This window comes from Guyparkeria sp. TX1, assembly GCF_046523965.1.
Taxonomy (GTDB): domain Bacteria; phylum Pseudomonadota; class Gammaproteobacteria; order Halothiobacillales; family Halothiobacillaceae; genus Guyparkeria.
The window spans coordinates 1,017,847-1,030,022 of record NZ_CP144142.1 but is presented as its reverse complement, the minus strand read 5'-3'; the positions used below and the strand labels follow the sequence as shown (position 1 = coordinate 1,030,022).

General features: G+C 64.7%; 13 protein-coding genes. 8 read left to right on the top strand and 5 right to left on the bottom strand.

From position 1 onward, the window contains the following. Positions 1–190 precede the first annotated feature (190 nt). The gene (locus VWP12_RS04830; RefSeq protein ID WP_125198780.1) at positions 191–760 is read left to right on the top strand and encodes a DUF302 domain-containing protein; all 570 of its coding nucleotides are present in this window, start codon (positions 191–193) and stop codon (positions 758–760) included. A 335-nt stretch (positions 761–1,095) separates the two neighbouring features. On the opposite strand, the gene VWP12_RS04825 is transcribed toward VWP12_RS04830, so the two are convergent. Continuing rightward, positions 1,096–2,049 (bottom strand): LysR family transcriptional regulator, encoded by a 954-nt coding sequence (locus VWP12_RS04825; protein ID WP_410474842.1) that lies wholly within the window; start codon positions 2,047–2,049, stop codon positions 1,096–1,098. Positions 2,050–2,282: 233 nt separating this feature from the next. On the opposite strand from VWP12_RS04825, the gene VWP12_RS04820 reads away from it, so the two are divergent. Both VWP12_RS04820 and VWP12_RS04815 read left to right on the top strand, forming a co-directional pair. Continuing rightward, on the top strand, positions 2,283–2,807 hold the full coding sequence (locus tag VWP12_RS04820; RefSeq protein WP_410474841.1) for a DUF4124 domain-containing protein: 525 nt from the start codon (positions 2,283–2,285) through the stop codon (positions 2,805–2,807). A 180-nt stretch (positions 2,808–2,987) separates the two neighbouring features. Further along, positions 2,988–4,694, top strand: a complete 1,707-nt coding sequence (locus tag VWP12_RS04815; RefSeq protein ID WP_410474840.1) for a proline--tRNA ligase — start codon at positions 2,988–2,990, stop codon at positions 4,692–4,694. Between the two features lie 83 nt (positions 4,695–4,777). Here VWP12_RS04815 and VWP12_RS04810 read toward each other — a convergent pair whose 3' ends face one another. From VWP12_RS04810 to VWP12_RS04800, 3 genes are read right to left on the bottom strand one after another with little or no spacing between them, the layout of a single operon-like run. Then, entirely contained in the window at positions 4,778–5,566 is a 789-nt protein-coding gene (locus tag VWP12_RS04810) for an efflux RND transporter periplasmic adaptor subunit (protein WP_125198776.1), read from the bottom strand. After that, positions 5,563–7,020 carry a TolC family protein gene (locus VWP12_RS04805; RefSeq protein ID WP_410474839.1) on the bottom strand — a complete coding sequence of 486 codons (1,458 nt, stop codon included), beginning with the start codon at positions 7,018–7,020 and terminating at the stop codon, positions 5,563–5,565. The genes VWP12_RS04810 and VWP12_RS04805 overlap by 4 nt, the downstream gene beginning before the upstream one ends. 51 nt (positions 7,021–7,071) lie before the next feature. Continuing rightward, a complete protein-coding gene (locus VWP12_RS04800) occupies positions 7,072–7,635 on the bottom strand; it encodes a thioredoxin family protein (RefSeq protein WP_410474838.1) in 564 nt (187 codons plus the stop codon). A 276-nt stretch (positions 7,636–7,911) separates the two neighbouring features. Between VWP12_RS04800 and wrbA the strand changes: the two genes are divergently transcribed. The 4 genes from wrbA to VWP12_RS04780 all read left to right on the top strand — a co-directional run bounded on the left by wrbA (position 7,912) and on the right by VWP12_RS04780 (position 10,309). Further along, positions 7,912–8,472, top strand: a complete 561-nt coding sequence (gene wrbA / locus VWP12_RS04795) for an NAD(P)H:quinone oxidoreductase (RefSeq protein WP_240031427.1) — start codon at positions 7,912–7,914, stop codon at positions 8,470–8,472. Further along, positions 8,472–8,900, top strand: a complete 429-nt coding sequence (locus tag VWP12_RS04790; RefSeq protein ID WP_410474837.1) for a DUF2069 domain-containing protein — start codon at positions 8,472–8,474, stop codon at positions 8,898–8,900. Before wrbA ends, VWP12_RS04790 begins: the two co-directional genes overlap by 1 nt. 2 nt (positions 8,901–8,902) lie before the next feature. Then, positions 8,903–9,724, top strand: coding sequence for a UTP--glucose-1-phosphate uridylyltransferase GalU (gene galU / locus VWP12_RS04785; protein WP_410474836.1), 822 nt, complete (start codon positions 8,903–8,905; stop codon positions 9,722–9,724). A 102-nt stretch (positions 9,725–9,826) separates the two neighbouring features. Further along, positions 9,827–10,309 carry a peptidylprolyl isomerase gene (locus VWP12_RS04780; protein WP_125198771.1) on the top strand — a complete coding sequence of 161 codons (483 nt, stop codon included), beginning with the start codon at positions 9,827–9,829 and terminating at the stop codon, positions 10,307–10,309. A 120-nt stretch (positions 10,310–10,429) separates the two neighbouring features. On the opposite strand, the gene VWP12_RS04775 is transcribed toward VWP12_RS04780, so the two are convergent. Continuing rightward, on the bottom strand, positions 10,430–11,224 hold the full coding sequence (locus tag VWP12_RS04775) for a BPSS1780 family membrane protein (protein ID WP_410474835.1): 795 nt from the start codon (positions 11,222–11,224) through the stop codon (positions 10,430–10,432). Positions 11,225–11,307: 83 nt separating this feature from the next. On the opposite strand from VWP12_RS04775, the gene VWP12_RS04770 reads away from it, so the two are divergent. Then, positions 11,308–12,063 (top strand): HAD family hydrolase, encoded by a 756-nt coding sequence (locus VWP12_RS04770; protein WP_410474834.1) that lies wholly within the window; start codon positions 11,308–11,310, stop codon positions 12,061–12,063. Positions 12,064–12,176: the final 113 nt, after the last annotated feature.

Below are 12,176 nucleotides of genomic sequence, written 5' to 3'. Positions count from 1 at the left end.
CCGTCGCCCGTGCCATTGCGGGCGCTTTTCGCTCCATCAAACCGCGACATGACAGGGCTGGATAGCCAAATTAAGCCCCTTTATCAGGAGTAAATTAATCAAGTTTGTAAGCATGTTCTAATGCGCAGATAATCGATTCCGTCGAAGCCATTTGGCTTCAAGACGAAAAAGCACACAGGGAGAGTCTCACATGCACAATTTTCTCAAGGTATCGATCCTCGGCGCCGCCATCCTGACGCTGTCCGGCTGCGGCTTCATGTCCGTCAAGGACAACCTCGATCCGAAGGCGATGGACATCTACAGCGAGATGTACGACAAGTTCGTCGAAAGCGAGGGTGACCTGGGCGCGGCCACCGTCTGGCATATGGAGGTCGACGAGGGCCTGGGTCCGGACGACATCAAGACCAGCATCGAGTCGGCCGCCGTCGGCAGTGGCTTGGCGAATGTTGGGGAGATGCCGCTGTCCAAGCAGATCGAGCTCGAGACGGGCGAAGAACAGCGCTACCTGATGATCTACCAGTACTGCAGCCCGCAGATCGCCCGCAAGGCCGTCAACTTCAGCCCGTACTTCTCGGCCTACCTGCCGTGCCGCATCAGCGTGGTCGAAGACGAAGAGGGCCGCTTCCATCTCTACAGCCTGAACATGGACATGTTTGTTCACGGCGGCAAGGAAATGGATCCGGAATTCAAGAAAGACGCCATGCACGTTCGCGACACCATCTGGAAGATGATGGAGGCAGGCGCCAGCGGCGGCTTCTAAGCCCCGTCCGGTTGATCGCCCTTCGGGGCGATGCCATCCAGCCCGGCCGGGTCCGCCCGCGCCGGGTTTTTTCGTGTGTGCAAAATACAGATGACACCACAGGCAATGGACCGATCTACTTGGCCCAGCAAGGCGAGAGCGAACGGCTTAAGCCGCATTGCTCCATCACGCCCTCTGTTCATGCCTCATCTAACAGCGCGCTCATCCCCGTTTCTCGGGCAGCGCCCCCCCCCGGATACCCCGCCCCTCCCCGGGGACTCACACAACAAAAAACGCCCGGAGGCGACCCTCCGGGCGTTTTCACGATGCGGCTGAATGGAGAGAAGCCCGCCGAATCAGGCCTCTTCGCCGTTGGCCGTGTGCTGAATCACTTCCAGGTCGTGCATCGGCGTGCTTTCACGGCAGTAATGGCGAGAGAATTCCAGCAACTGCTCCATCGCCGGCAGGCGGAACTTGTGACGCTGACGCACGAAGGAGAAGTCACGGTACAGCCGCGGCTTGAGTGGCACGGCCGTCAACAAGCCAAGCTTGAGTTCCTTACTGATGCCCGCGGAGGACATGATGGACAGGCCCATGCCGGCCTCGACGGCGCCCTTGATCGCCTCGGGGCTGCCCAACTCCATGCAGACGTCCCAACCCTCGGCCTGACCCTGCTCGTCCATGTAGGAGAGGACCACCTCGCGGGTGCCCGAGCCTTCTTCGCGGCAGATGAACGGGTATTTGGCCAGTTTCTCCACCGGCACGCCCTCATCACCGTACCCGGCGAGTTCGTGCTCCGGCGGCATGATTACCACCAGCTCGTCGCGGCGACAGGTTTCGACCAGCAAATTCTTGTTGGTGACACTGCCCTCGACCAGGGCCAGATCGACCACGTTGTGCTCGACCATCGAGACCACCGATTCGGTGTTGCCCACCTTCAGGCGCACGGACAGATCGGGATGCTCCTGGCGGAAATTGCCCAGCAACGCGGGCAGCATGTTCTCGGCCACCGTCATGCTCGCACCGATATTGAGCGCCCCGCCGATCTCCCCGGTCATCTCCTTGACCCGTCGGTCCATCTCGTCATAGAGCTCGAATATCCGTTCGGAGATCTCGTAGACCGTGTGCCCGACGTCGGTTAGCGTCACGCGGTTGTGCGTTCGGTCGAACAGGCGGGTGTCGAAATGCTCTTCGAGCTGGCGAACCTGAAACGTCACCGCCGGCTGCGTCATGTGCAGCGCCTCGGCTGCCTTGGTAAAGCTCAGCAGGCGGGCAACGGTATTGAAAACCTTGAGGCGACGATCGGCCATTGGTTCAGTCTCTGTTCCGGTAAACGATAAAGGGGCGCGATAAACTGAGCAGAGAGTGTATCAAGCCACCTTGTGCTTTGCGACCAACACCCGCGCGCAGCAAGCACCACACAAACGCCTCGTCGAGGGCTTTTCAGGGCCGATCAGGCGGTTTATGCTCCAACAGGCAATGCGCCTGTTCGCGCAGGGGCAGACTCGTCACTGGATCGTTCATCACATCGGGACCCGACATCATGCAAGGAATCGCAGCACATCCCACTCCCCCGGCCCACCAGGGCAAAAGGGTCGGTCGCGCCATCGTCACGTTGACGGTTGCCCTGGCCGTCGCCGTCATGCTGGCCGTTACGCCTAGTCCCAGCGAGGCGTCCACGATCTACAAGTCCGTCGACGAGCATGGCAATGTGCAGTTCTCGCAGACTCCGCCCAAGGATCGCCCCTCCCAGGCCCTCGAGGCAGGCGGCGCGGACCCTGCCCCCAGCGCGTCGGCGAACGAAACCAAGGACGAAGAGACGCCGGTAGTGGACGGCGACAAGGCCAGCGACCCGGCCACCGAGGTCAAGGTGGTCGATCGGGAAAAGGCGCGGGAGACCTGCCGTCAGGCGCGGGAACAGCGCGAGGCGGTGGCCAACAGCGGCAACCGACTGATGGTCCAGGACGAAGACGGCAAGTATCAGCCGATGAGCGAAGCGCAACGTACCGAGCGACTCGAGCGACTCGATGCAATCATCGAAGAGGCTTGCAGCGCCGCCGAGGAATAATTCCCTGCCGATCGTCACAGGTAACGGCCGCCGCGAGCGGCCGTTCTCGTTCCCAGATCCCTTGTGCTTGATTCTCTCGACGCCCCGGCGCCCGGCTCGGTACAATCCCGGCCTGCCATGAACCGGTGACATTGACACAACACACCGGCCTCCCCGCTTTCCAACACGAACGAGACCCCCATGCGCGCCAGCCACTTCGCCATCAACACCATGAAGGAAACCCCGGCCGAAGCGGAGATCGTCAGCCACCAGCTGATGCTGCGTGCCGGCATGCTCAAAAAGCTGGCCTCGGGGCTATACACCTGGTCGCCGCTGGGTCTGAAGGTGCTGCGCCGCGTCGAGACGATCGTGCGCGAGGAAATGGATGCCGCCGGGGCGCTGGAGCTGCTGATGCCGGCGGTGCAACCGGCCGAGCTGTGGGAGGAATCGGGCCGCTGGCAGCAGTACGGTCCCGAACTACTCCGCCTGACCGACCGGCACGGGCGGGATTTCTGCTTCGGACCGACCCACGAGGAAGTGATCACCGACTACGCCCGCCGCGAGCTCAAGAGCTACCGCCAGCTGCCGGTCAACTTCTACCAGATCCAAACGAAATTCCGCGACGAGATTCGCCCGCGTTTCGGCGTCATGCGTGCCCGGGAGTTCGTCATGAAGGATGCCTACTCCTTCCACGCCGATGCCGAGTCGCTGGAGCAGACCTACCAGCTGATGTACACCGCCTACAGCCGCATTCTCGATCGCCTGGGACTTGCCTGGCGCGCGGTGGTCGCGGATACCGGCTCGATCGGCGGCAATGCCTCGCACGAGTTCCACGTGCTGGCCGACTCCGGCGAGGATGCCATCGCCTACGCGGTGGATGGCGACTACGCCGCGAACGTCGAGATGGCCCCGACCTTCCCGGCCAAGCAGCCGCGCCCGGAGCCGGCCGAGACCATGACCGAGGTGGCCACGCCGGGTGCGCGAACCATCGAGGACGTGACAAGCGCACTCACCCTGCCGGCCTCGCGCACGGTCAAGACCCTGCTGGTCACCGGCACCGAGTCAACGGCAGTCGCGCTGGTCCTGCGCGGCGACCACTCCCTCAACGAGATCAAGGCGACCAAGCACCCGGCCATCGCCGAGCCGCTGACCTTCGTCGACGAGGCCGAGGCGCCCAAGCTGACCGGTGCCGCGGTGGGTTCGATCGGCCCGGTCGGTCTCGACATCCCGGTGATCGCCGACCACGCCGCGGCCGCCCTGAGCGATTTCGCCTGCGGGGCGAACAAGAACGGCTATCACCTCACCGGCGTGAACTGGGCGCGCGACCTGCCCGAGCCGGAGACCGCCGACCTGCGTGACGCGGTTGCCGGCGACCCGGCTCCGGACAACCAAGGCAAGCTCGATATCTGCCGCGGCATCGAGGTGGGTCACGTCTTCCAGCTCGGCGACAAGTACAGCCGGGCGATGAACTGCGAGGTGCTGGGCGAGGACGGCAAGCCGATCACCCCGCTGATGGGCTGCTACGGCATCGGGGTTTCGCGCATCGTCGCCGCCGCGATCGAGCAGAACTTCGATGAGCGCGGCATCCGCTGGCCCCAGCCGATCGCGCCCTTCACGGTCGTCATCGTGCCCATCGGTGCCAACAAGGATGCCAGCGTGATGGAACGAGCGGAGTCCATCTACGCGGATCTGCGCGCACGCGGCATCGAGACCATCCTCGACGACCGCGGCATGCGTCCCGGCGCGGCCTTTGCCGACTGGGAACTGATCGGCATCCCGTTGCGCGTGGTGGTCAGCCCACGGGGGCTCGCCGCCGGTCAGCTCGAAGTGCGCCGCCGCGATGCCGAGGCCAACGAGGACATCGCCGCCGACGGCCTGTTCGACTGGCTGGATGCGCAACTAGCCTGAGTGACCAACGCCGACAGCAAACGAAACGGGGCGGGATGATTCATCCCGCCCCGTCTCTTTAATCGTCCAACCACCATTGGGGTTCAGTCGTCGGGCAGCTCCAGCGTGACCGACTGGCCGGCCCGCCAGCCGTCACCCCGTTCCACACGTACCCCCAACTCGTACTGCACCGGCCCGTCGCCATCGCTACGCACGCGAATGGCGTCGACCGATCCGGTCCGACGTTCATCGCCCCGGACTACCGTGACCTCATCGCCCAGCGCCAGCGAACCCAGCTGGTCGGCGCTTACGCGTGCCGTGGCCAGCAACTGGTCGGCCCGCGCGATCTCGATCAGGGTCGGCGGCGTCAATTGCGGCGAGACCACCTCGCCTACCGCGGCGTCCACTGACAGGATCTGCGCGTCGAACGGCGCCTCTAGGCGGGCCTGGTCACGCTCCCAGGCCCGGAGTGCGGCCTGCGCGCGCACCCGGTCGCGCTCGCCCTCGGCCTGCTCACGGGCAATCACCGCCAGGGCGCGCTCGGAATCCGATCCGACCGTCCGATCATAAAGCGCCTGCACACGCTCGGCGTCCAGGGCCGCCTCGTCGGCGGCCAGGCTCAACCCCTCGATCTGTGCGGCGGCCATGCGGTGGCGCTGATCGAACGGCGTGGCATCCAACGCCAACAGCAATGCGCCTGCCTCGACCCGTTCGCCGGCACGAACCGGCACCGATTCCACCACCCCGGCAACCGGCGTCGACAGCGCCACCCGGTCGGCGAAATTCAGCTGCCCCTCGACCTCGACGGCCCAGACCGGCCCTCCCAGACCGATGGCCAACAGGGCCACGGGCACGGTGAGACGACGCGCCCACCCCGAATCGATATGTTTCATGATGCTTCCTCCGTGGTGATCTCGCCGTCGGCTTCCTCGAGGTTGTCCCCGGATTCGCCCATCAATACCGCGTCCAGCGGTTGATTGGTCAACAAGGCAAGCTCGGCCCAGCGCATGGCCAGAGCGTAGGTGGTCTGCATGCGTTCGAACTTGGCCATCGACATCTCCGCCATGGCATCCCCCAGATCGGCGGCCTTTTCCATCTGGTAAAGGGTCTGGTTACGCATGAAATTGAGCTCGGCGTAGGTGTCCAACGCATCGATGCGCTGCTGTCCAATCGACTGGTGCACGCGGATCATCTCCACGAGTTCGGTCGCGTAACGGCGAATGTCGGCCTCGCGCTCGGCCATGCGGGCGACCACGTCCATGCGCTCGGCCTGCGCGGCGGCGATCTCGGCGTTGCGGGCACCACCACGGAACAGCGGGAATTCCAGGTAGACGCCGGCGCGGAACGGGTCGCGGGTGGCCCCTTCGCGGGTGTAGTGGTCCGCGTTGATCTCGCCGTGAACGCTGGGCAGGTTGCCCGCGCGCGCCGCGGCCAGGTCCGATTTGCTGCCGTCATGCTGGCGGCGCAACGCATTGAGCGCCAGGTCTTCGTCGAGGGCCGTCTCGATCAGGTCGCCCACCGCCGGCACGTCACGTTCGAACAGCGTCCCCAGCGACGGCGCTTCAAGCTCGCGTGGCAACTGCCCCGGGCGGCCGGCAATCTCGGCCAGGTGGCGGCGGGTCAGCCGCCGGTCGGCATCCGCCCGGGCGCGCTGGAGCATCACCTCCTGGTAATCGCGCTCGAACACCGCGATGTCGTAGTCGGATGTCTGGCCCAGCTCGCGCCGGTCGCGGGCCCGGTCGTAGCGAATGAACAGGATCGCCATGCGCTCGTTGAGTGCCTGGTAGCGCTGGTCGGCGAGCAGGACATCGAAGTAGGCCCGTAGCAGTGCCAGGCGCTGGCGTTTCTGTTCATCCATCAGGGAAAGCCGTTCGCCGACCAGGCGGGCCTCAGCAGCATCCTCGCGGTCCTGCTGCCGACCGAAGTCGAACAACTTCTGCCGCAGGGAGAGCCCCGCCCGGTGGTCGTCGTGCTGGTCGTTCTCGACCGCGAGATCCCCCGGTTCGACGTAGCGCAGTCGTCCATCGACCATCACCTGCGGTCGATTGGACGAGCGGATCATCTGCTGTTCGGCGCGCCGACGTTCATAACGTGCCCGCGCCGCCACCACGCCGTACTGGTTGTCCAACGGCAGGGCCAGCACCTGCTCGAACGTCAGGGCTTCCGGCAGTGCCTCGGCGTTGATCCGCCCCTCTTCACCAACCGACGGGGGCGGCGGCAGATTATCCGCCGCCCCCGCCGGCGCAAGCGACGCGCCGACGAACAGGCATGCCACTATTGGCCCCAGGCCGGTCAACCGCGCCCGACCAGCCGACCGGCTCGCGCCGAAAAGTCGCCGTTCCACCATGCTCGTTGCCTCCCTGCCGGATCGCCACGCCGCCCTGCGCGGCGCAGACGGTCACTGCTGCTTCTTGTACTTAAAGAAGTTCATGCCCGGCTCCTTGTAGGTACCGGAGGCGAAGAACGCCATCAATTGCCGGAATTCCTCGGGCGATTGGGTTGGGCCGGTATAGCGCAGCGCCGGCTCGCCTTCGGTGTCGAAGAAGATCATCACAGGCGTGGCGCGTACACGGTATTTCTTGAAGGCAAAATCCTTCTCCTTCATCTGCTCGCCGTCGGGGGCGGTCATCATCACGTCACCCTCGATGTCGATGCTGACCGTGACGAAGTGCTCCGTGATGTACTCCTGCACCTCGGGGTCGGTAAACACCTGGGTCTTCATCCGATGGCAGAAGGGGCACTCGTCCATTTCGAAGAAGGCAAACACCCCGGCCTTGCCCTCGTCGCGGGCCTGCTCGACGTCGGCCTGCAAGTCCTTGAACGGATCGTCCCAGAAGCCCTCGAGCTCCTGCGCATGACCGGTGGGCGCAAACGCCAACCCGACGGCCACTACCAGTGCTCCGCCCAGCGCGATCAGTCGACCGGTGACCGAACGCGCGGCGTTCATCGGTTGATGCTCCATGTGTCCCATTCGAAGGCTTGTCACTTGGCTTGCAGTCATCGCCGTATCCTCTCGATGTCACCGTGTCCTGCGCACAGATGCAGCAAGACAGATAGTGGGCTAACAATCAAACCGGATCGCGGATTTGTCAATACATCTTGGCTCGATGGCACCAGCACTGACGTCATGACCAATCGGCTCGGCGCGCCGAGAACCGACCGCGGCTCCCTCCCCGTGGAGGTTATTGCTAGACTGGCGCGAGGCGCAATCGCGTTACCACCCCTGCCGGAAATTCCCGTGGACATCCTGATTCTCTACTACAGCCGTACCGGCAACACCGAATCGCTCGCCCGCCAGGCCGCTCGCGGTGTCGAACAGGTCGAGGGCGCCCAGGCCCGACTGCGACGCATCCCCTGCCCCGATGGCCACCAACCGACCGACGGCGACCCCGAGGTGAGCCTCGAGGATCTGCGCGAATGCCGCGGGCTGCTCCTGGGCAGTCCGACCTATTTCGGCGGCATGGCCTCGGCGGTCAAGCGCTTTCTCGAGGACACCAGCGGGCTGTGGTTCCGCGGCGAGCTGGCCGGTCGGCCGGCCGGCGTGTTCACCTCCACGGGGTCGATGCACGGTGGCCAGGAAACCACCCTGCTGTCGATGATCGTGCCGCTGATCCACCACGGCATGCTGATTACCGGCATTCCCTACCAGCAGCCGGAACTGGCGCACACCCAGACCGGCGGCACCCCCTACGGTGCCAGCCATACCGCCAACGACCATCCCCGGCTCAGTCGCGACGAGCGCGAACTCACTCGGGCGCTGGGCGCCCGGGTCGCCACGATTGCCATGCAACTGATCTGATGTTTGCCGGTCACACCAGCGAAGGATTGCCGATCTGGCCAGTGCGGGTAATGGTGCTCGGGCTGCTCGCCGTGATCGCGGGGTATCTCGGTCTGTGGTTCGCGGGTCGCGCCGAGATCCGCCCGACGGGCCTGACCACCGTTCTGATGCTGCTGCCGGCGATCGTCGTTTTACCCGGCCTGTGGCTCGGGCATTACAAGACCATGATCTGGGCGGCGTTGGTCGCCCTGTTTTACCTGCTGATCTCGGCCACCGATGCCTGGGCCGTGGCGGCCGATCGCGGCTGGCACCTGTTGATCGCGGCCGCTTCGACGCTCGCCTTCCTGGCCGCCTGGTGGCACAGCATCAAGCGCCGGCGGCACTTGAAGGCCCGAAACACGGTGGCCCGTAGCCGCCCCGAACAAACAAACTTCAAATCAGAGGACTGACGATGATCGACAAGTGCCTGTTTCCTGCCGCCGGGTATGGCACCCGGTTCCTGCCCGCCACCAAGGTTATGCCCAAGGAAATGCTGCCGATCCTCGACCGCCCGCTGATCCAGTACGGTGTCGAGGAGGCCTTTGAGGCCGGCATGACCCAGATGGCCATGGTGACCGGGCGCGGCAAGCGGGCGCTGGAGGATCATTTCGACGTCAACTACGAACTCGAGCATCAGATCCGCGGCACCAAGAAGGAGTCTCTGCTCGCCTCGATCGACCGCCTGATCGACAACTGCACCTTCTCCTACACCCGCCAGCTGGAAATGCTCGGCCTGGGGCACGCGATCCTGACCGGCGAGCGTCTGATCGGCCATGAACCGTTCGGGGTGGTCCTGGCCGACGACCTGTGTGTCGGCTCGCCGATCGGAATCATGGCGCAGATGGCCACCATCTACGAGCGCCACCAGTGCTCGGTGATCGCCGTCGAAGAGGTCCCCGAACAGGACATCCACAAGTACGGCATCATCGGCGGCACCCCGATCGACGACGACGTCATCCAAGTCACCGACATGGTGGAAAAGCCCAGCGCGGAGGATGCGCCGGGCAATCTCGCCATCATCGGCCGCTACATCCTGACCCCGGACATCTTCGACATCCTGCGTGACACGCCGCCGGGGACCGGCGGCGAGATACAGATCACCGACGCCTTGCGCGAGCAGGCTGAACAAGGCAAGGTGATCGCGTATCGGTTCAAGGGACGGCGTTTCGACTGCGGCAGCCCATCGGGCTTCGTCGCCGCCACTAACCACTTCTATCACCTCAGCACGCGCTAGGGCGCCAGCCCGCGCGTCCGGGGAACCTCTCATCGATCCTGACGTCGCAGAAGGATTCGGGAGCACCCCCGACATTCACAGCCGTCCACGCGAGGCAAATCAATGCAAGTTCAAAACGACCACGTCGTTTCCATCGACTACACCCTGAAAAACGATGCCGGAGAAGTCATGGACAGCTCCGAGCAGACCGGCCCGCTGGCCTACCTGCACGGCCACCAGAACATCATCCCGGGCCTGGAGAAGGCGCTGGACGACAAGGCGGTCGGTGACACCCTGTCCGTCTCGATCGAGCCTGCCGATGCCTATGGCGAGCGCAACGAGGAAATGATCCAGACCGTGCCGCGCTCCATGTTCCAGGGCGTCGACGAGATCGAGCCGGGCATGCGCTTCCAGGCCCAGACCGAAGGCGGCGTCACCGTGGTGACCATCAAGGACGTCAACGGCGACGAGATCACCCTCGACGGCAACCACGAGCTCGCCGGCGAGACCCTGCACTTCGACGTCGAGATCAAGGACGTGCGTCCGGCCTCCGAGGAGGAGATCGAGCACGGTCACGTCCATGGCCCGGGCGGTCACGAGCACTGATCGAGCGCGGCGATCCGGACGCGGTCCGGAACGACCAAGAAAAAAGGCAGCGTGCTGGCACGCTGCCTTTTTTGTTTGCCTGAAGATCAGCTGGACGGGCCCGGCGCGGCCCGCGCAACCTCAGTCCACCTCGACGTGCGGCTCCTCGGCCGGAAAGATGGAGACGTAGGCGGCATACAGTGCCGCCCATGCCCAGGGCACCAGCAGGATCGCGCTCAACCCCGCGGTCAGGGGTATGGTCATGAACAGGGCAAGCCAGATCAGGCCGAAAATCAGCATCGGCAACCAGTTGATCCAGACGGCGCGAAAGCTGGTCACCAGCGCCGCGGTCAGACTCGCCTGGGCGAGCACCACCCGCGGGATGGCGAACAGCATCGCCGAGAGATAGAGCACGTAGATCACGATGACCGCTAGCCAGATGCCCATGGCCGACCCCGAGGTCAGGATGGGCAGCAATTGCGACAGGCGTTCGCTGTCGGTGGTCTCGGGGTCGTTCAGGGCGGCCATGCCACCCTCCGGCATTGCCGCGGTGAGAAAAGCCGCCAGCAGAAGCAGGATGGCGAGGTTCACCAGGATCGTCACGCCACCCAGCCCCAGCAAGGGGCGCCACGGCGCCCGCCCGGAGAACTGCGAGAACAGCAGATCGAAACCGATCGGCTGCTCGCGGGCCAGCGGCTCCTCTTCGGCCCGCTCGAGGATCTCGGCGATGCGGGCAAAGATCACGATCACGCCACCGCCGAGGATCGGTGCGATCAAATAGCCGGCCCCCATGCCGATCAACGGCACGAAACTGGTCAGGAACACCAACAGGTACATCAGCAGCACGCTGCCGATCACGAGACCCGGGCGGGTCTTCAAAAGCTGCCAGCCACCCGCAATCCAGCGGGCACCGGAACTGGCCGGTCGTTTGCGCATTGAGTAGACTCTCGTTCGTTTCGATTCTCGACCCGTCTGCCGACGGACGGGCCCAATGGTAACCACAAACGCACGGACCCCGCATGCTGCAAGCGATCCTTTTCGACGTCGACGGCACCCTGGCCGACACCGAACGCGACGGCCACCGCGTCGCCTTCAACCTCGCCTTCCGCGAGGCCGGGCTGGACTGGCACTGGGACATTCCCACCTACGGCGAGCTCTTGACCGTCACCGGCGGTAAGGAGCGCATCCGGCACTTCATCGACACCCACGCCCCCACGCTGCCCGCCGTCGATGACCTCGCGGGCTGGATCGCCGGGCTGCACAAGGCCAAGACGGCGCATTACCTCGAGCTCTTGCAGCGTGGCGAGATCCCGCTGCGCCCCGGGGTAAAGCGACTGATCGACGAGGCCCGTGATGCCGGCATGCGCCTGGCCATCACCACGACCACCACCCCGGAGAACGTGACCGGCCTGTTGCGCGCCACGCTGGGCGATGACAGCCCTGACTGGTTCGAGGTGATCGCCGCCGGCGACATCGTGCCAAAGAAAAAGCCCGCGCCGGACATCTACACCTGGACACTCGAGAAGATGAACCTCGCTCCCGGTGAGACCATCGCCCTCGAGGACTCGGCCAACGGGGTGCGCTCGGCCTGCGCCGCCAACATCCCGGTACTGGTCACGATCAACGACTACACCGCCGGGGACGATTTCGACGGGGCGATTGCCGTGCTTTCGCAGTTGGGCGAACCGGGCGCCCCCGCCGAAACGCTTGCCGGCCCCGCCCCCGACAACGGCGTGGTCGATCTGCATTATCTGGCCGGGCTGCTGGACGGCTAGTCCGCATTCGATACCGCCCTGGCGACATCAAGTCGTCATGGCCGAATGTTCGAATCAGCCTGTCAGGGCGAAATGAAATCGCTTAGGGAAGGTCTGCACGAATAGCCAATGCC